This window comes from Paucibacter sp. B51, assembly GCF_027863535.1.
Classification (GTDB): domain Bacteria; phylum Pseudomonadota; class Gammaproteobacteria; order Burkholderiales; family Burkholderiaceae_C; genus Paucibacter_A; species Paucibacter_A aquatilis.
This window is the reverse complement of record NZ_JAPIVN010000001.1, coordinates 3,831,383-3,851,666: the sequence shown is the minus strand read 5'-3', so window position 1 is coordinate 3,851,666 and position 20,284 is coordinate 3,831,383. Positions and strand designations below refer to the sequence as shown.

Below are 20,284 nucleotides of genomic sequence, written 5' to 3'. Positions count from 1 at the left end.
GAACTGCTCACCGCCTGATTCGAACCGCTTGACCTTCACCGCCTGACCCACCCGAGCTACACCATGCCCGCCCCAAAGTCGAACCTGTCCTGCCGCGCCTTGTCCATCGAGGCCGAGGCGCTGCGACTGAGCCCTGTGTGCCTGGCCGTGTGGGTGGCGAGTGGTCTGGCCGTTTGGGCCGGCGAGGCGGCAGCAACGCCGCAGAACGGGGTGGTCACCTCCGGCACGGCCACCATCCTGACGCCCAAACCCGGCCAGATGGAGATCCGGCAGGGCAGTGACACCGCCAGCATCGACTGGCGCAGTTTTTCCATTGGCAGCCAGGAATCGCTGCGCGTGGTTCAGCCGTCCAGCCAGTCGGTGCTGGTCAATCGCGTGATCGGCGACGACCCGAGCCAAATCCTGGGCCGACTTGATGCCAATGGCCGTGTCTTCCTCAGCAATCCTCGCGGCATTGTGTTCGGGCGCGACGCCAGGGTCGATGTGGGCGGGCTGCTCGCCACCACCCTGGCCATCAGCGGCAGCGGCTCCCAGTACAGCCTCAGCGGCAGCAGCGATGCGCCAGGCAGCATCGTGGTTGAAGGCCAGCTGCGCGCACCGGTCGGACTGCTCGCCTTCGCCGGGCCGCAGATCACCCTCGGCGGCCAATTGGAAGCGCAGCGCGTGGCCGCCGCCGCGGTCAATGCGGTGCACATCGACATCGATGGCGATGGCTTGGTGTTCTTCAAGCCACGCAACGATGAGCAGCTCGATGCCAAGCTCAAGGTCTTGGGCTCCATCAAAGCCGACGGTGGTGTCGTTGACTTGCGCGCCGCGGCGCGTGCGGGCTTGGCCGACACGGTCTTGAACATGGATGGCCTGGTGCAGGCGCGCTCCATCGGCACGCGCAACGGCCAGGTCGTCATCAACGGCGGTGCAGTCGGTGATACGGTGGTCACGGGCAAGATCGACGTCAGCGGTACCGGCGCGGGCGAGCGCGGCGGCGACGTGCGTGTGCTGGGTCAGCGGGTGGGCTTGTTTGGCTCGGCCTTGATCGACGCCTCGGGTGCCGCGGGCGGCGGACTGGTGCATGTGGGCGGTGGCTTCCAGGGGCAGGGCGAGCCGCAAAATTCCAGCATGACGGTGATGGGCACCCAAGCCAGCATCCAGGCCAGCGCAACGGACAAAGGCGATGGCGGGCAGGTGGTGGTCTGGGCCGATGGCCACACCACTTTCGCCGGCAGCATTGAAGCACGGGGCGGTGTCGACGGAGGCCATGGCGGCCGGGTCGAGACCTCGGGCAAGCAAACCCTGAATTTCAAGGGACGGGTCAATACCATGGCGCCGCATGGCAAGACCGGCACCTTGCTCCTGGATCCCAGCGACATCACCATCTCCACGGGTGCGAATGATGCGGACGATGATGGCATCGGTGGATTTACCGGATCCGCCGATTCGTCCGTGCTGAACACCACGACGCTACAGAACGCGCTTGCCTCCAACAACGTCACCGTCGATGCCACCGCCGGTGGGGCTGGCGGCAGTGGCTCGATCACGGTCGCGAACTCGGTGTCCTGGTCCAGCGTCAAGAGCCTGACCCTCAAAGCCTCCAGCACCATCACCGTCGACACCGGTGCCGCCATCGCGAACACCAACACCGGCGGCCTCAATCTGTTCACAGACGGCAATGTGGTTGTCAGATCGCCCATCAATCTGGTCGGCGGCGCTTTCACCGTGAGGGGAACGAACGGCGTGACCTCGGCCTCATCGTTCCTTGCGAATTCGGGGGGCGCGATCACCACAAGCGGTGGAGCCAATGGGGCGGGCGGCGCCATCGACATCAAGACCAGCGGCAACTTGACCACCCTGGCCCTGACCGCCAACGGCGGAGCTGCCACCGGCAACAACAACGGTGGTGCGGCAGGCGCGGTGATCCTGAACAGCGGCCAAGCTCTGGCGCTGGGCGGCGCCATCAGCAGTGCCGGTGGTGCGGGCAGTGGCAGCGGTACTGTGGGCAACGGGGGGCAGGTCACCCTGAGCGCCGGAGGGCTGCTTTCGCAGAGCGGCGTGATCACGGCGAGCAGCTTGAGTGTGAGCAACACCTCTGCAGCGACCAATCTATCGAGCTCGGTCAATCAAGTCGGCACCCTCGGCACAATCAACGCTGCAGGTCAAAGCTTCAGTTTCAGAAACGGCCTGGCCATCACTCAGAGCGGTCCGATTCAAGCCGCTGCAGCCACGTTCAGCGCGGGCAATAACCCGATCACCCTGACCCACGGCAGCAACAACTTCACCGGTGCGGTGAGTCTGAGCAATAGCGGAGCGAACAACGTCCAGCTGACTGACGCCAACGCCTTGACGCTCGGGACGCTGAATGTCGCCGCGGGCAACCTGACCGTGACCTCAACGGGCGCGCTGAACCTGGGCACCGGCACGGTGGGTGGCAACCTGGTCGCGGCCTCCAACGGCGGCGCCATCACGCAGACTGCAGGCGGCTTGAGTGTGGGTGGCAATAGCAACCTGCAAGCCGGTGCGGCTGCAATCACGCTGACTGAGAGCAGCAACAACTTCACCGACACGGTAAGTCTTAGCAATAGCGGAGCGAACAACGTCCAGCTGACTGACGCCAACGCCTTGACGCTCGGGACGCTGAGCGTTGCCGCAGGCAACTTGACCGTGACCTCAACAGGCGCGCTGAACCTGGGCACAGGCACGGTGGGCGGCAATCTGGTCGCGGCCTCCAATGGCGGCGCTATCGCGCAGACTGCAGGCGGCTTGACGGTGGGCGGCAGCAGCAGCCTGCAAGCCGGTGCGGCAGCGATCACGCTGACCGAGAGCAGCAACGACTTCAGCGGCGGGGTGAGCCTGAGCAACACAGGTGCGAACCACGTCCAGGTCACCGACACCAACGCCTTGACGCTCGGGACGCTGAATGTGGCCTCGGGCAACCTGACCGTGAATTCGAGCGGCGCGCTGAACCTGGGCACGGGCACGGTGGGCGGCAATCTGGTCGCAGCTTCCAACGGTGGCGCCATCACGCAGACTCCAGGCGGCTTGACGGTGGGCGGCAGCAGCAGCCTGCAAGCCGGCACGGCAGCAATCACACTGACCGAGAGCGGCAACAACTTCAGCGGCGCAGTGAGCCTCAGCAATACCGGGGCGAACCACGTCCAGGTCACCGATACCAACGCCCTGACGCTCGGGACGCTGAATGTGGCCGCGGGCAACCTGACCGTGAGTTCGACCGGTGCGCTGAACCTGGGCACCGGCACCGTGGGCGGCAACCTGATCGCGACCTCCAACGGTGGCGCCATCACGCAGACTGCAGGCGGCTTGACGGTGGGCGGCAGCAGCAGCCTGCAAGCCGGCACGGCAGCGATCACACTGACCGAGAGCGGCAACAACTTCAGCGGCGCAGTGAGCCTCAGCAATATCGGGGCGAACCACATCCAGGTCACCGACACCAGCGCCTTGACGCTCGGGACGCTGAATGTGGCCGCGGGCAACCTGACCGTGAGTTCGACCGGTGCGCTGAACCTGGGCACAGGCACGGTTGGCGGCAACCTGGTCGCAGCCTCCAACGGTGGCGCCATCACGCAGACTGCAGGTGGCTTGGCGGTGGGCGGCAGCAGCAACCTGCAAGCCGGTGCGGCAGCGATCACGCTGACCGAGAGCAGCAACAACTTCAGCGGCGCGGTGAACCTCAGCAACACTGGGGCGAACCACATCCAGGTCACCGACACCAGCGCCTTGACGCTCGGGACGCTGAATGTAGCCGCGGGCAACCTGACTGTGAGTTCGACCGGTGCGCTGAACCTGGGCACGGGCACGGTGGGCGGCAATCTGGTCGCGGCCTCCAACGGCGGCGCCATTACGCAGACTGCAGGCGGCTTGACGGTGGGCGGCAGCAGCAACCTGCAAGCCGGTGCGGCAGCGATCACGCTGACCGAGAACGCCAACAGCTTTGCGGGAGCAGTCTCTCTGAACACCAGCGGGTCCGCGGCTGCTGCGATCAAGAGCGGCAGCTTGAACCTGGCGACGAGCACGGTCGGTGGGGCGCTGGCGGCAACAGCAACAACGGGCGGCATCACACAAAGTGGCGTCATCACGCTCGGCGCCGACGGTAACAGCTTCAGCGCCACCGCGGCAAACCAGTCCATCACGCTCAACGCCGCCAACGTCTTCGGCAGCAACACGGTCGCGCTCAACAGCGGCGCCGACGCCAGCATCACCGCCGACACGCTCAAGTTCGCCGCCAGCAGCATCGGTGGCAAGCTCATCGCCACGGCCAGCACCGGCAGCATCACCCAGACCGGCGTGCTGAACCTCGGCGCCGATGGCAACAGCTTCACCACCAGCACGGCCAACCAGGCGATCACGCTGACGGCGGCCAATCAGTTCAACGGCAAGACCGTGGCGCTGAACACCAGCGGCGGCAGCGGTCATGCCAGCCTGAGCGGCCAGGCCCTGAAGTTCGCCACCAGCGCGATCGGCGGCACGCTGACGGCCAACGCCAGCAACGGTGGCATCAGCCAGAGCGGGGCGATCAGCACCGGCGCTGCCGGCAACAGCTTCAGCGTGTCTACCGGCCAATCGATCGACCTGTCCACGCAGGCCAACAGCCTGGCGGGGCTGGTCAACGGCAGCGATGTGTTCAACACGCAGGGCGATCTGGGCCTGAGAAACCTGGCCGGCATCCAGCTCGGCAGCACCACGGTCAGCGGCAAACTGGTCCTCAGCTCCGACACGGGCGCCATCAGCCAGACCGGCGCCTTCAACGTGGGCGCCGACGGCAGCAGCTTCACCGCCAGCTCGGCCGGCCAGGCCGTCACCCTCTCGTCGGCCAATGTCTTCAACGGCAAGACGATTGCGATCCACAGCGGGGCGGACGCCAGCATCACCGCCGATGCACTCAAGTTCGCCAGCAGCACCATCGCGGGCAAGCTCATCGCCACGGCTACGAGTGGCAGCATCACGCAGACCGGCGCGCTGAGCCTGGGCGCAGACGGCAACAGCTTCAGCACCTCCGGCGCGAGCCAGGCCATCACGCTCAACGCCGCCAACCTCTTCGGCAGCAACACGGTCGCGTTCAACAGCAGCGCCGACACCAGCATCACGGCCGACACGCTCAAGTTCGCCACCAGCAGCATCGCAGGCAAGCTGGTCGCCACCGCCACCAGCGGCAGCATCACCCAGACCGGCGCGCTGACCCTCGGTGCCGACGGCAACAGCTTCACCACGTCCGGAACCAGCCAGGCCATCACGCTGAACGCCGCCAACGCCTTCGCCGGCAAGACGGTCGCACTCAACAGCAGCGCCGACGCCAGCATCACCGCCGACACGCTCAAGTTCGCCGCCAGCACCATCAGCGGCAAGCTGGTCGCCACGGCGAGCACCGGCAGCATCACCCAAACCGGGGCCTTGAACCTCGGTGCCGATGGCAACAGTTTCTCGACCTCCGCCGGCCAGACCATCACGCTGGGCAGCGCCAATCAGCTCAACAACAAGACCGTCGCGCTCAGCAGCGGCGGCGATGCCACCATCAGCGCCGACGCACTCGAGTTCGCGGCCAGCACAGTCAGCGGCAAGCTCGTCGCCACCAGCAACTCCGGCAGCATCACCCAGACCGGTGTGCTGAACCTGGGCGCCGACGGCAACAGCTTCAGCTCGGCCCAGGCCATCACGCTGGGCAGCGCCAATGTCCTGAACGGCAAGACCGTGGCGCTCACCAGCAGCGCGGACGCCAGCATCAGCGCCGATGCGCTCAAGTTCGCCACCAGCAGCATCGGTGGCAAGCTCATCGCCACGGCCAGCACCGGCACCATCACCCAGACCGGCGCGCTGAACCTCGGCGCCGATGGCAACAGCTTCACCACCAGCACGGCCAACCAGGCGATCACGCTGACGGCGGCCAATCAGTTCAACGGCAAGACCGTGGCGCTGAACACCAGTGGCGGCAGCGCTCATGCCAGCCTGAGCGGCCAGGCCCTGAAGTTCGCCACCAGCACGATCGGCGGCACGCTGACAGCCAACGCCAGCAACGGTGGCATCAGCCAGAGCGGGGCGATCAGCACCGGCGCTGCCGGCAACAGCTTCAGCGTGTCTACCGGCCAATCGATCGACCTGTCCACGCAGGCCAACAGCCTGGCGGGGCTGGTCAACGGCAGCTGTGTTCAACACGCAGGGCGATCTGGGCCTGAGAAACCTGGCCGGCATCCAGCTCGGCAGCACCACGGTCAGCGGCAAACTGGTCCTCAGCTCCGACACGGGCGCCATCAGCCAGACCGGCGCCTTCAACGTGGGCGCCGACGGCAGCAGCTTCACCGCCAGCTCGGCCGGCCAGGCCGTCACCCTCTCGTCGGCCAATGTCTTCAACGGCAAGACGATTGCGATCCACAGCGGGGCGGACGCCAGCATCACCGCCGATGCACTCAAGTTCGCCAGCAGCACCATCGCGGGCAAGCTCATCGCCACGGCTACGAGTGGCAGCATCACGCAGACCGGCGCGCTGAGCCTGGGCGCAGACGGCAACAGCTTCAGCACCTCCGGCGCGAGCCAGGCCATCACGCTCAACGCCGCCAACCTCTTCGGCAGCAACACGGTCGCGTTCAACAGCAGCGCCGACACCAGCATCACGGCCGACACGCTCAAGTTCGCCACCAGCAGCATCGCAGGCAAGCTGGTCGCCACCGCCACCAGCGGCAGCATCACCCAGACCGGCGCGCTGACCCTCGGCGCCGACGGCAACAGCTTCACCACGTCCGGAACCAGCCAGGCCATCACACTGAACGCCGCCAACACCTTCGGCAGCAACACGGTCGCCCTCAACAGCAGCGCTGACGCCAGCATCACCGCCGACACGCTCAAGTTCGCCGCCAGCACCATCAGTGGCAAGCTCGTGGCCACGGCCAGCACCGGCAGCATCAGCCAAACCGGGGCCTTGAACCTCGGCGCCGATGGCAACAGCTTCTCGACCGCCGCCGGCCAGGCCATCACGCTGGGCAGCGCCAATGTGCTCAACAACAAGACCGTCGCGCTCAACAGCGGCGGCGATGCCACCATCAGCGCCGACGCACTCGAGTTCGCGGCCAGCACAGTCAGCGGCAAGCTCGTCGCCACCAGCAACTCCGGCAGCATCACCCAGACCGGTGTGCTGAACCTGGGCGCCGACGGCAACAGCTTCAGCTCGGCCCAGGCCATCACGCTGGGCAGCGCCAATGTCCTGAACGGCAAGACCGTGGCGCTCACCAGCAGCGCGGATGCCAGCATCAGCGCCGATGCGCTCAAGTTCGCCACCAGCAGCATCGGTGGCAAGCTGGTCGCCACGGCCAGCACCGGCAGCATCACCCAGACCGGCGCGCTGAACCTCGGCGCCGATGGCAACAGCTTCTCAACCGCCGCCGGCCAGGCCATCACGCTGAACAGCGCCAATGTCTTCAACGGCAAGACGGTGGCGCTCAGCAGCGGTGCCGACGCCAGCATCACGGCCGATGCACTCAAGTTCGCCGCCAGCACGGTGAACGGCAAGCTGCTCGCCACCAGCAGCAGCGGCGACATCAGCCAGACCGGTGCCCTGAACCTCGGAGCCGACGGCAGTGTTTTCCAATCTGCCCAGGGCGTCACGCTGGCCAGCGCCAATCTTTTCAATGGCAAGACCGTCGCGCTCATCAGTGGCAGCGATGCCAGCATCACCGCCGATGCGCTGAAGTTCGCCAGCAGCACCATCGGCGGCAAGCTGGTCGCCACAACCAGCGCGGGCGCGATCACCCAAACCGGTGGCTTGAACCTCGGCGCCGACGGCAACAGCTTCACCAGCTCGGCGGGCCAGGCGATCAGCTTGACCGGCGCCAATGTGCTCAACGGCAAGACGGTGGCCATCCACAGCGGCGCTGGCGCCAGCATCAGCGCCGACGCTCTGAAGTTCGCCGCCAGCACGGTCAGTGGCGATTTCACAGCCACCGCCACCAGCGGCGCCATCAGCCAGAGCGGCGCACTCAGCATCGCGGGCACGAGCCACTTGAACGCGGGCAGCAACGCCATCAACTTGACCCAGGCCAATGATTTCCAGGGCCTGGTGCACCTGGCCGGCGGCGACAGCCAGGTTCGCGACATCAACAACCTCGCAATCGCAACAGCCCAGGTCGCCAATCTGACGCTCAACAGCCAGGGTGCACTGAATCTGGGAACCACAACAGCCAGCCAGCTGACGGCCACCAGCCAAGGTGGCGCCATCACGCAGACCGGCGTTTTGACCGTCGCCGGCGACAGCAGCCTGGATGCCGGCAGCGGCACAATCGTCCTGACACAGGCCAATGCCTTGGCCGGCCGCGTTTCGCTGACCGGTGGCAGCGCCGAGCTGAACAATCAACAGGCTTTGAGCCTGGGCAACCTGAGCGTGGGCGCGCTCGGCGTGAGCAGCCAGGGGCCGCTCAACCTGGGCAGTGGCCAGGCCGGCAGCCTGGTGGCCAACAGCCATGGCGGGGCCATCACGCAGAGCGGCGCCTTGCAAATCGCCGGAAGCAGCCAGCTGAACGCCGGTGCTGCGGACATCACCCTGGATCAAGCGGGCAATGACTTCCAATCGACGCTGTCGCTGACCGGCGGGCGCGTGCAGCTGCGCGATCAGAATGCCCTGAGCCTGGGCGCGCTGCAGACCGGTGCGCTGACCCTGCGCAGCCAGGGCGCGCTGTTGCTGGGCGCCGGTGACCTGGCCAGCCTGGACGCGCGCAGCGAGGGCGGCGCCATCACGCAAAGCGGTGTGTTGCGGGTGCTCGGCGATGCCTCGCTGAATGCGGGAAGCGGGGCCCTGCAGCTCAGCCAAGCCAATGAGTGGCGAGGCGCCGTGCGCGTGGACGCCGCGGCGGTGAACCTGAACAGCGCCACGGCCCTGAACCTGCGCCTGGCCAGCGGCGGGGCCGCCGTTCTGCGAACGGCCGGTGACCTGCAGCTGTCCGGGCAGTCTCAGTCTCTGGATGCCGCCAGCGCTGGCGCCATCACCTTGGGCACGACGCAAGTCGATCAACAGCTCCTCTTGAGCAGCCAGCAAGGCCTGCGCCAGTTAGCGGGCAGCGCCTTGCAGGTGGGCGGTGGCAGCCAGATCCTGGCAGCCGGCCAAACGGTGGATCTCCGTGGCACGCAGGGCGGGCCCAGCAACCGCTTCGGTGGCGAGATTGACATTCAAGCCGCAAGCCTGCACCTGCGGGCCCAGGGGCCGTTGCGCGCCGCGCTGCAAACCAGCGGGGGAGCCGATCTCGACGGCCTGAATGATGCCGTCCAGCTGCGCGGCCATGTGGGTGGCGACCTGATCAGCCACAGTGCGGCTGCCACGACGATCGCCGGCTTGCAAGTCGATGGTGGTGCGCAGATCACGGCCGGCACCAGCCTCAGCCAGAGTGCGGCCCTGCATGTGGCGGGCGCCAGCCGCATCAGCAGCGGCACCGGCAGCCTGAACCTGGAGCAGGCCGACAACCAGTTCGGCGCCACGGTGCAGCTGCAAGCCGGAGGCACCGCCCGCCTGCGCGCCGCCAGCGCGCTGGACGTGGTGATCAACAGCGGCCCGGGCGACAGCCGGGTCGAAAGCCTGGGCAATCAACTTACGGTGACAGGTCAAACGGCCGGTGCGCTGCAGCTGGAGAGCGCCGGCAGCCTGAGTCTGGGGGCGCTGCAAACCGCCGCAGGCCTGCAAGCCCGGGCCGAGCAGGGCGTGAGCCAAAACGCTGCACTGAACCTTGGCGCCTCAAGCCGCATCGAGTCGAGGCGCGCTGCCTTGCTTCTGGACCATGCGGACAACCGCTTCCAGGGCACGCTGCAGCTCCAGTCCGGCGGCAGCCTGGATCTGAACAGCGCCGGCGATCTCGACCTGAACCTGGTGAGCGGGCAGGGCGCCCGCATCAACAGCCAGGGCAGCTTGCGTGTGTCAGGGCAGAGCGCAGGGGCTTTGCGCAGCCGCAGCACGGCTACCACGGCGTTCGCGGGCTTGCAGGTGGCGGACAGCCTGGACAGCGAGGCCTCGGCCTTCAGCCAGAGCGGCGCCCTGATCGTGGGCCGCGACGCGCAGCTTCGCGCCACCGCCGGCGGTGCCCGGCTGGATCAGGCAGGCAATCGCTTTGGCGGTGCGCTGAGCCTCTCGGCCTCGGGCAGGGCCAGCCTGAGCAGCAGCCAGGATCTGGTCTTGACCCTGCAGACCGAGGAGCAGGCCTCCATCCAGCTCGGCCAGGGCCAGTTGACGCTGTCGGCCCAGGCACGCAAGGGCTTGAGCGTGGAAAGCGGCGGGGGCGTCCAGCTGGCCGCCAGCCAGGTGGACGGCGTCTTGAGCATCCAGGCGCAGGGCCCGGTCACGCAAAACGCCGCGCTGCGCAGCCAGGGCTTGTTGCTGACCGGCCCCGGCGCGGTGCAACTGACGCACGCCGACAACCAGATCGGTAGCCTGGCGGTGCGAAGCGCGGGCGTCGCCGAGGGCGCCATCGCCGTGCGCAGCGCCAGCGCACTTCGCGTGGCGACGCTGCAGGGCGTGAGTGGCGAGACCGTCGCAGGCATTCAGCGCCAAGGTGACGTCAGCCTGCAGACCGGCAGCGCCGGCCTGTCGCTGGAGGCGGGCATCGCGACCGGCTCGAACACGCTGAGGCTCGAATCCAGCGGAGCGGTCAGCCAGAACGAGGCCGCCACCATCCAGGCTGCGCGCCTGGCCTTGCTGGGCGCCGGCAGCTTCCAGCTGCAGTCTGCCGGCAATCGCATCGATGCCGTGGCCATGAGCGGCACGCCGGCAGGGGCGGGCCTCAGCGCTGCGCGCGACGGCAGTGTCAGCTTGCGCACGGCGGGGGCGCTGCAGGTCGACACGGTGCAGAGCCTGCAAGGCATTCAGCGCCAAGGCGATGTCAGCCTGCGCAGCGACAGCGGTGCCCTGCGTCTGAACCAGGCGGTGCAAGCACAAGGCAGCCTGTTGGTGTTGCAGGCTGTGGGCAACGTGAGCCAGGCCAGCGGCGCCACGGTGCAGGCCACCGGCCTGGAGCTGCGCGGTGCAGGCGCGGTGCAGCTGGATCAGGCGGGCAATCGGGTCGAACGCCTGGCTGCCCTCGGGGGCGGCGGGGCCGCGGGCAGCGACGGCGCCCTGCGCTTCCTCAACAGCGGGGCGCTGGAGTTGGGCACGGTGCTGTCCAGCGGCGTGCAGCGCCAGGGTGATGTCAGCCTGCGAAGCGCCAGCGGCGATCTGCTGCTCAGCCAGCCCATCCAGCTGGGCGGCGCCACCCTGCGCCTGGACAGCGCGCAAGGTCGCATTCAGCAAAGTGGTGGCCGCATCGAGGCGGGCAGCTTGGGCCTGCGCGCGGCCGAGGGCATTGCATTGGGGCAGGACAACGCCTGGTCGGGCCGCGTGGCGGCCCGCAGCGAGCGCGGCGACCTGCTGCTGCGCAACAGCCAGGGCTACACCGTGGCCGAGCTTGCCGGGGATGGCGATTTGTTCGCAGGCACACGCGGCCTCGCAGCGCCTGCGGCCGGCGCGGCCGTGGTCCTGAACACGGGCAGCGGCCTGGTGCAGCAGGCTGCGGGCGCCGGCATTCTGGCGGAAGGGCTGGAGCTGCAAGGTGCTGCCGCCTACAGCCTCAAGGACGCCAGCAACCAGGTGCAGCGCTTCGCCGCCGTGCAAGGTGGCGCCAACGATGGCGCGATCGACTACGTCGACCAGGACGGCTTCGAGGTCTCCAGCGTCAAGGCCAGCGGCATCCAGCGCTCCGGTCGCGTGCAGCTGAGCAACCCGGCGGGGCAGTTGACGCTGGAGCCGCAAGCGGCATCCCTGGTGAGCCTGCAGGGCGGCACCGTCAGCGTGGCCAGCCCGCAGCTGGTGGACGGGCAACTCAGCCTGCCGGTCTTCACCTTGTCCGGCACCATCGCCCTGGACAAAGGCCTGCTCAGCCTAAAGGCCTTGCAAGGCGCCAAAGTCGATGCCGAGCGCCTGGGCCGCTACCAGGCCGAGCTGGGCCTGGCCAAGGAGGTCATCCTCGTGGACGCGGCCGGCCGGCCCGTCAAGATCCTGGCCGATGTGTTCGTGCAGAACTCGGGCGCCATCCGCGTGGCCGAGGGCGCGCAGCTCCATCTGCAGGCAGAGCAGGGCGCTTCGGCCAGCCTGCTGCAGACCGGCAATGATTTCAGCGGCGGCTTCAGCGCCAGCCTGGGCAAGGCCAATGCGGCAGGCAGCACGGAAGACCGCGGCCCCCGGTCCTTGCTGCAGCTGGCGGGCCAGACCATCCAGCTGAAGAACGAAGGGGTGGCGGCCGATCTGCTGCACTTCACGGCCGATCGCATGAGTACCGTGGATCAGGCTCAGATCACGGCGCGCATGAGCTTCAACAACACCCTGGGCACCCTGACCCAGATGCCGGCTTTGGTGTTCAACTTTGGCAGCCAGGCGGCCACACCCAGCAATCCCAACCCCTTCGGCGTACAGCCCTCGGGCAGCTTGAAAGTACAGGTGGGCACCGACGGCCTGGCGGCGCAAGGCGGGGCGGAAGCCGGCTATGTCAGCCTCCGGCCTAACACTCGCTTGGACCCCACACGCACCCAGAGCCTGATCGCCAACCGCGCAGCGATCTATCTCTCGGGTCGGGAAACCGGTGTGGCGGGTTACCTCTTCTTCTACGACGGCGCCGGCGTGCAAACCGAGATCCCGATCTACTACAACGGCTATGCGCCGAGCTCGCCGCAGGTGGAAGGTGCGCTGTCCTCGATTGCATCCGTGTCGGAATCCGCGCGGCGCGACCGCTTCGAGGAAGCCGTGCGCACCGAAAACGTGGCCTCTCGCCTGCGTGGCGGCGTGATTACCGAGGTGGGTCCGGGCAGCCCGGCCACCAAGGGCAGCTCGGGTGCAGCCTCGCCGGCCGGCTGCAATGTGGCTGGCGGGGATGGCAGCAGTGGCCAGAGCCCTTTGAGCTGTGCCGCCGGCAGTTGAGTCCTCGCCTCAATTCGGCTGCAATAAGCCCATCAGCCAGGCTGCCCAGCGCGCGCCAGTTGTAGAAAATCACGGCGACCAGCCCAAAGCAGGCGGGTCGCAGCAAGCGATGTCACGAACTGCGGCTTGCCAAGGCAATCCGCATTCCATCTCCCGGAGAAACACATGAGCAACACACCCACCAACCGTCCTCGTCGCTTTGCCCTCAAGGCCGGCGGAGCCATGGGTCTGGCGCCCTTGTTGATCGGCAGCGGGCCCGCGACGGCACAGTACGGCAGCAGCTACGGTCGCGCCCCAGCACCGACACCAGCGCCGGCCCCCGTTCCTGCCGCCCCTCCCTCGACAGCGCTTGCCGCCGCGCCCGGTGCGCCGACCGGCCCTGTGGATGAGGTACGCCTGGCCTTGCTTCTGGGCAATAACGAGTACCCCGCGCAGCAGGACCTGCCGCCGATCCCGAAGAACATCCGTGACCTCAAGGCCTCGCTGGAAGCCAAGGGTTTCGCGGTCACCGACGCCCTGAACCTGGACCTGCCGCGCTCACGCGCCGCCATCGACGCGTTCTCGCGCACCGTGGCCGCATCGCCGCCGAACGCGACCATCTTTTTCTATTTCGCTGGCCACGGTGTGCAAGACCAGGCTCGCAATCTGCTGATTTCGGCCGGGGTCAACCCCAGTGTGCTCGGTGATGTGCAGAACGGCAGCCTGGAGCTCAATCTCGATGTGGTGGGGCCGCTGGCGCCGCGCACCACGGGCGCCACCTATGCCGTGATCGACTCCTGCCGCGTGTCGCTGCGCAGCGCGCTGCGTGACCGCGACGGCCTGAACCAGGTCGAGGCCCCGGTCGGCTGCCTGATTGCCTTCTCCACCGCGGCGGGCAAACCGGCCATCTCCTCGGCTTTGCCCACCGAAAACACCTTCTACACCGCCTCGCTGGTCAAGGTGCTCAACGCCAGCAGCGAGGACACAAGCTTTGTCGACCTCTTCAAGATGGTTCGGCGAGATGTACGTGACACCATGCTGAACCATCCGATCAAAGAGATCCGCATGGTGGCGCAAGACCCCTTCATTGCCGACAACACCCGGGTCAATGTGCCTTTGCATCGCCGCAGCGCAGCCCAGATCGCCCAGGCACAGGCTGCGACCCAGGCAGAAGAGGAATCGCTGTGGCGGGAGATCCAGGCCGGCCTCTGGCCCGCCGACATCGTGCGCCTGTGCAGCAAGTACATCGAGCAGTTCCCCCAGGGACGGCGCCGCCAATCGGTGGAGGTGGCCTTGGAAGGCGCACAAGACTCCGCCAAGATTCTTCAGCGCAACGACGTCAAGCTCTACAAGAGCTCGTTCCACAACACAGCGGCCCAGAATCCCACCCTGCAACAGGACATTGCCCGAGCCGCTCGCGGCGACAAGGACGCCGCCAAGCGCATCGGCGTGATCTACAAGGACGGCAGCACGGGGCAGGAGCTGGGCCGCTATGAAGGCTGGCTGCAATACGCCGCCTGGCTGGGCAATGGCATTGCCAGCTACGACCTCGCCCTGCTGTACCGCAAGCTCGACCAGCCCGACCTGGCTGCGCGTTATGAGTCGCGTGCACGCGAACTCGGTTTCACGCCGCCGCCATCGCTCAAGTCCGGCTTGAAGTGATCCATTGAGGGGAAGTTCTGAACAGCTCAATCACCTCGCTTCACCCCCAGCTTGGCCAGGATGGATTCCATCAGGCACCAGCGGGTGAAACCACTTTGCAACAGATTGGCGCCCACGAATGCGGTGAAGGCCAGCCACCAGCTGGAGACGAATACGGGGCTGCCAGGCAGGCCCAGGGCGAGGGACAGCAAGATGAAGCTGCCGGCGACGATGCGGACGATTTGCCAGGTGCTCATGAGGGATGCTCCTTGTGAAGAATGGGTTTGAAGACGTAAAAGAACAGGGTGGAAGAGGGCGGTGGCACCCGGGGTCAGGGCGCCAGTAGCAGATGCTGGCGGTGGCGGTAGGCCGCGTAGTACAGCGTCGGGATCACCACCAGGGTCAGCAGGGTGGAGACGAAGATGCCGAAGATCAGCGAGATGGCCAGGCCGTTGAAGATGGGGTCATCGAGGATGAAGAAGGCCCCCATCATGGCCGCCAGGCCGGTCAGCATGATGGGCTGGGCACGGGTGATGGCAGCGCTGACGATGGCGCGCTCAAACGGCAGGCCTTCGCGCAGCTGCAGATTGATGAAGTCCACCAGCAGAATGGAGTTGCGCACGATGATGCCGGCCAGCGCGATCATTCCGATCATGCTGGTGGCCGTGTACTGCGCGCCCAGCAGGGCGTGGCCCGGCATCACGCCGATGATGGTCAGCGGAATGGGCGCCATGATGATCAAGGGCGTCAAGTAGGAGCCGAACTGCGCCACCACCAGCAGATAGATCAACACCAGGCCCACGGCGTAGGCCGCGCCCATATCGCGGAAGGTCTCGTAGGTGATCTGCCACTCGCCGTCCCATTTGATGGCATAGCCGCGGTAGGCATCCTGGGGTTGGCTGATGAAGTACTCCGTCAGGCCCGCGCCATCGGGGGCCTGGATCTTAGCGATGGCCGAGCGCATGCTGAACATGCCATAGAGCGGGCTGTCGATGGCGCCGGCCATATCGGCCACCACCAGGTTCAGGGGCAGCAGATCCTTGTGATACACCGGCTGTTCGCGCACTGTGTCGCTGACCGTCACCAGTTCGCGGATAGGCACCAGGCCGCCGCTTGCCGAGCGCACGGCGAGCGAGAGCAGGGCGTTCAAATCCCCTTGTGACTCCGGCGGCAGTTGCAGCAGGGCCGCGGCTGGGTACTTGCTTTGCTGATCGTGCAGCCAGCTCACGGCTTCACCCGCCTGCGCCGCATGCAGGGTCGAAACAATGGCCTGCTGGGGAATGCCAAGCAGGGCGGCCTTGCGGCGGTCCACCAGCAGCAGCTTGCGCGGCGCGGCAGCGATGCTGCTGTCGTCCACATCGACCAGGCCCTGTTGCTGCGCAAACACGGCGCGCACCGCCTGGGCCACCTGGCGGCGGCCCTCGGCCTCGGGGCCGTAGATCTCAGCCACGATGGGCGAAAGCACCGGCGGGCCCGGCGGCACCTCCACCACCTTGACGTTGGCGCCAAAGCGGCGGCCGATGGCTTGCAGGGCCGGCCGCACGCGGGTGGCGATGGCATGGCTTTGGGCCTTGCGCTCATGCTTGTCGACCAGGTTCACCTGAATGTCGCCTTGCTCGCTGCCGGCGCGTAGATCGTACTGGCGCACCAGGCCGTTGAAGTTGATGGGCGCTGCCGTGCCGGCATAGGCCTGGTAGTCGCTCAGCTCGGGCATGGTGGCCAGATGAGCGCCAAGCTCGCGTAACACGGCCGCGGTCTGCTCCAGCGGGGTGCCGGCCGGCATGTCCACCACGACCTGGAACTCCGACTTGTTGTCGAAGGGCAGCATCTTGAGCAGCACCAGCCCCGCTACCGGCAGCGCCAGGGACAGCGCAATCAGGCCAGCAATGCCCAGGCCCAGCCAGCGGCGATTGCGGCCACCGGCCCGGGCATCGAGCAAAGGCTTGAAGACCCGCTCGAACAGCGGGGCGAGTTTGGCGGAGAGGCCATGCAAGGCATGGGGGTCGGTCGGGGTGTCGGCCGGCAGGGCCTTCATCCACAGGCGCGCCAGCCAGGGCGTGACCATGAAGGCAATGGCCAGCGACAAGAGCATGCCCATGCTGGCGTTGATGGGGATGGGGCTCATGTACGGGCCCATGAGACCGGACACGAAAGCCATGGGCAACAGGGCGGCGATCACCGTCAGCGTGGCCAGGATGGTGGGGCCGCCGACTTCATCGACCGCGCCCGGGATGATGTCCTTGAGGCTGCGCCCCGGGAACAGCTGCTGGTGGCGGTGGATGTTCTCCACCACCACGATGGCATCGTCCACCAGAATGCCGATGGAGAAGATCAGCGCGAACAGCGAAACGCGGTTGAGTGTGAAGCCCCAAGCCCAGGAGGCGAACAGGGTGACGGTCAGTGTGAGGATGACGGCCGTGCCGACAATGGCGGCCTCGCGCCGGCCCAGGGCGATGAACACCAGTGCCACCACCGAGGCGGTGGCGAACAGCAGCTTCTGAATCAGCTTGCTGGCCTTGTCGTTGGCCGTAGCGCCATAGTTGCGCGTCTCGCTGACCGACACCTCGGCCGGAATGACGGTGTTTCGCAGCGCGTCGACACGTTGCATCACCGCTTCGGCCACATCGATGGCGTTCTCGCCGGCTTTCTTGGTGATGGCAATGGTCACCGCAGGGAACTCGCGGCCAGGGCTCGCATCGGGCGCGCTGCCCTGGGCCTTTTCGCCGTGCCAGACGTAACGACTCGGCCGCACGGGGCCGTCCTCGATGCGCGCCACATCGCGCAGGAACACCGGCTTGCCACCGTGCACACCGACGATCAGCTCCGACACTTCGGCCGCGCTGCTCAAGAAGGCGCCCGCTTCCAGCGCAATGGCGCGGTTGTTCTGCAGCAAATCGCCCAGCGGCAGGGCCAGATGCGCGCCCTGAAGGGCATGGCGCAGGTCGGCCACGGTCAGGCCGCTGGCGTTCAGCCGAGCCGGGTCGATCTGCACATTTACGGCACGGCCGGGCCCGCCGATGCTGCGCACCTCACGCACGCCGGGCACGCGCTTGAGCTCGATCTCCATGCTGTGCGCCACGCGCTCCAGATCGAAAGCGCCGATTTCACCCTGCTCGGCAAACAGGGTCAGGGTGACGATGGGCACATCGTCAATGCCCTTGGGCTTGATCAGTGGGGTCTGCACGCCGAGATTGGGCGGCAGCCAGTCGGCATGGCTGGCCACGGTGTCATGCAGACGCACCAGGGCCTCGGTGCGCGGCACACCGACCTTGAACTGCACCGTCACCACCGCCAGGCCCGGCCGCGAGACCGACATCACATGCTCGACCCCGGCCATTTGCGACAGCACCTGCTCGGCCGGCGTGGCCACCATCTGCTCCACATCGCGCACGCTGGCGCCAGGGAAGGGCAGCAGCACATTGGCCATGGTGACGTTGATCTGCGGCTCTTCCTCCCGCGGTGTCACCAGCACGGCAAACATGCCCAGCAACAGAGCCAGCAAGGCCAGGAGCGGGGTGATCTGCGCCGTTTGGAAAAACGCCGCGATGCGGCCCGAGGCGCCCAGCGGCGCGCTCTCACGAGGGTCTTGCGGTTTCATGCGAGACGGCTCCTTGCTGTTCTTGTTTGCTGGCTGCAGCTGTGGCGGCTGCTGGTTCAACGCTGGCGTGCCGCGACTTGCGGTTCCAGGGCTATGCGTTCGCCCGGATTCAGGCCCGACAAGACCTCGACCTGCCCTCCCTGGACCGCGCCCAGGCGCACTTGGCGAAGGAGGGGCTTGCCTTCGGCGTTGATGACGTAGACACCGCTCATCTCGGCACGGCTCAGCACGGCGCTCTGGGGCACCCGCAGCTGCGAAGCCGAGCTCAGGCTGGCCGGCAGTTGCACCCGCGCGAACATGCCGGGCACCAGGCCAGGCAGGGCGGGCAGATCGATGCGCAGCTCCATGGTATGGGCGTTGGCGTCCACCGCCGGCAGCAACTGGTAGCCCTGCGGCACCACCGCCTGGCTCTGGCCAGGCAGCTCGACCCGCAAGCCACTTTGGTCCCGGAGCTGCGCCGCCAGGCTTTGCGCCAGATGGGCGCTGACGCGCAAGGCACGAGGGTCGTAGACCGTGAGCAAGGGGCGCCCCGGCATGGCCATATCGCCCAGGGTCACCGGCAGTTCGGAGATCACGCCGTCGTAGGGGCTGCGCACGATGTTGAGGTCGCCCTGGGTGTGGCTCAGGGCCAGCTGCGCAAGCTGCGCCTGGGTCTGGGCCTGCATGGCCTTGAACTGCGCCTCGGCCTGATCGAGCGCAGCCTGGCTGATGTAGTGCTGCTGGTGCAACTGCTTCTGGCGCTCGTACTCGCGGCTGGCCAGTTGCAAGCTGGCGCGGGCGGCCTGGGCCTGGGCTTCGCTGGCCTGGCTGGCCTGCTTGCTGGCGCGGGCGTCGATGCGCAGCAGCACCTGGCCTGCTCGAACCCGGTCACCGGCCTTCACCTCCAGCTGCACGATGGCCCCCGACACCTGGGCCGCGAGGGTGGTTTGGCGCACGGCCTCCACCCGACCTTCCGCCACGCTGCCCTGCAAACCCGTGGACGGGCCCACGACCAAGCTTCGAAGGGCCGGGGCTGTGCTGGCCTGCTCGGCGCTGCGGCCTCCTGCCGCGCCGCCTGCCGCCACGCCGGGTGTCTGCAGAAACGCCGCCATCAGAACCAACAGGCCGAGCGCAGGCCCGTGGCGACGCGGCAAGACGGTGGCAGGAACGGTGTCGGCGTGATTCATCTGAAACCTCGGCTGGCTGGACAGATCAAAGAAGTTGCCATATTATTTGCGCACAAATGCAAATAGTCAATTAATCAAGCAATCAGAGACTCATGTGTTCAGGGGATTTCGACCGCCTGGACCGCCAGCAAAGGGCCCAAGACCATGGAAGCCGCCAGCCCGTCTGAAAACGTCCGCCAATTCAGCCAGCCTCCACGCATCGCGCAGGGCCTGACACAGGCCGAGGCAGGCAGCCTCGTTCCCTTGGCCACGTACTTCAAGGCCCTGGGCGAACCCATGCGCCTCAGCATCCTGCGCTGCCTGTCGGCGCAGGAACGCCATGTCGGCGAAATTGCGCTTCAGTGCCAGGCCACGCCCGCCAACATCTCGCGCCATCTCAGCGTCTTGCAGCAGCAAGGCGTGCTGCTGCGCTACACCCGCGGTGCGCGGGCTTTTTACCGGGTGCGAGATGACGCGGTCTTCGATCTCTGCACCCGCGCGCTCGGCTTGATGTCGCAGACCTCGGCGCTGCAACAAGCCTCCGCACATGCTTCGCTCGATTCCAGCTGAAGCCGCTGGCTTCAACATCGCGCGCCTTACTCGTCATCACAAGGAAGCCAACGCCATGACACAGGCCTTCGACCTCAATATTCACGCGCTGGACGCGCATCATTCGCTGCGGGCCGAAGCCGGCACCTGGCTGCTCGATGTGCGCGAGGCTCACGAGGTGGCACGCGTCGCCTACGACGTGGAGCGTTTTATCCATATGCCGCTCAGCGAGCTGCAGCAGCGCCACGGCGAGCTGCCACGCAACGGCAAGCTCATCGTGGCCTGTGCCGCTGGCGGACGCAGCCAGCAAGCCATGCAGTTCCTGCTGCATCGCGGCCACACCCAGGTGTGCAACCTGGCCGGCGGTATGTCGGCCTGGATGGCCCTGGGGCTCCCGGTTCGCACAGCTCTTTGAAATATCGTAACCAGGTACTTCGGGATAGCTGTTGCGTT

7 protein-coding genes and 1 pseudogene are annotated in these 20,284 nt (G+C 67.0%); 5 read left to right on the top strand and 3 right to left on the bottom strand.

Annotated features, from left to right (window positions below):
• Positions 1–63: 63 nt before the first annotated feature.
• From OOB33_RS16340 to OOB33_RS16330, 3 genes and pseudogenes are all read left to right on the top strand, one after another.
• Positions 64–6,129: pseudogene (locus OOB33_RS16340) on the top strand (two-partner secretion domain-containing protein); the annotation flags it as partial.
• Between the two features lie 19 nt (positions 6,130–6,148).
• Positions 6,149–12,919, top strand: coding sequence for a beta strand repeat-containing protein (locus OOB33_RS16335; protein ID WP_271009444.1), 6,771 nt, complete (start codon positions 6,149–6,151; stop codon positions 12,917–12,919).
• 165 nt (positions 12,920–13,084) lie between these two features.
• Complete coding sequence (locus tag OOB33_RS16330) at positions 13,085–14,560, top strand: caspase family protein (RefSeq protein WP_271009443.1); 1,476 nt, start codon at positions 13,085–13,087, stop codon at positions 14,558–14,560.
• A gap of 26 nt (positions 14,561–14,586) precedes the next feature.
• On the opposite strand, the gene OOB33_RS16325 is transcribed toward OOB33_RS16330, so the two are convergent.
• From OOB33_RS16325 to OOB33_RS16315, 3 genes are all read right to left on the bottom strand, one after another.
• Positions 14,587–14,796, bottom strand: a complete 210-nt coding sequence (locus OOB33_RS16325) for a YgaP family membrane protein (RefSeq protein WP_102766643.1) — start codon at positions 14,794–14,796, stop codon at positions 14,587–14,589.
• 74 nt (positions 14,797–14,870) lie between these two features.
• The gene (locus OOB33_RS16320; RefSeq protein ID WP_102769443.1) at positions 14,871–18,137 is read right to left on the bottom strand and encodes an efflux RND transporter permease subunit; all 3,267 of its coding nucleotides are present in this window, start codon (positions 18,135–18,137) and stop codon (positions 14,871–14,873) included.
• A 56-nt stretch (positions 18,138–18,193) separates the two neighbouring features.
• Entirely contained in the window at positions 18,194–19,303 is a 1,110-nt protein-coding gene (locus tag OOB33_RS16315) for an efflux RND transporter periplasmic adaptor subunit (RefSeq protein ID WP_271009442.1), read from the bottom strand.
• A 144-nt stretch (positions 19,304–19,447) separates the two neighbouring features.
• Here OOB33_RS16315 and OOB33_RS16310 point away from each other — a divergent pair, with 144 nt between their 5' ends.
• Together OOB33_RS16310 and OOB33_RS16305 are read left to right on the top strand one after the other, a co-directional pair.
• A complete protein-coding gene (locus tag OOB33_RS16310) occupies positions 19,448–19,852 on the top strand; it encodes an ArsR/SmtB family transcription factor (RefSeq protein ID WP_271009441.1) in 405 nt (134 codons plus the stop codon).
• A complete protein-coding gene (locus OOB33_RS16305) occupies positions 19,830–20,246 on the top strand; it encodes a rhodanese-like domain-containing protein (RefSeq protein ID WP_271009440.1) in 417 nt (138 codons plus the stop codon). The genes OOB33_RS16310 and OOB33_RS16305 overlap by 23 nt, the downstream gene beginning before the upstream one ends.
• Positions 20,247–20,284 lie beyond the last annotated feature (38 nt).

Bases quoted from the DNA above. Each gene is read 5' to 3' on its own strand.
- OOB33_RS16305 (WP_271009440.1), top strand. From the start codon at position 19,830: ATGCTTCGCTCGATTCCAGCTGAAGCCGCTGGCTTCAACATCGCGCGC.
- OOB33_RS16330 (WP_271009443.1), top strand. From the start codon at position 13,085: ATGAGCAACACACCCACCAACCGTCCTCGTCGCTTTGCCCTCAAGGCC.
- OOB33_RS16325 (WP_102766643.1), bottom strand. From the start codon at position 14,796: ATGAGCACCTGGCAAATCGTCCGCATCGTCGCCGGCAGCTTCATCTTG.
- OOB33_RS16310 (WP_271009441.1), top strand. From the start codon at position 19,448: ATGGAAGCCGCCAGCCCGTCTGAAAACGTCCGCCAATTCAGCCAGCCT.
- OOB33_RS16315 (WP_271009442.1), bottom strand. From the start codon at position 19,303: ATGAATCACGCCGACACCGTTCCTGCCACCGTCTTGCCGCGTCGCCAC.
- OOB33_RS16320 (WP_102769443.1), bottom strand. From the start codon at position 18,137: ATGAAACCGCAAGACCCTCGTGAGAGCGCGCCGCTGGGCGCCTCGGGC.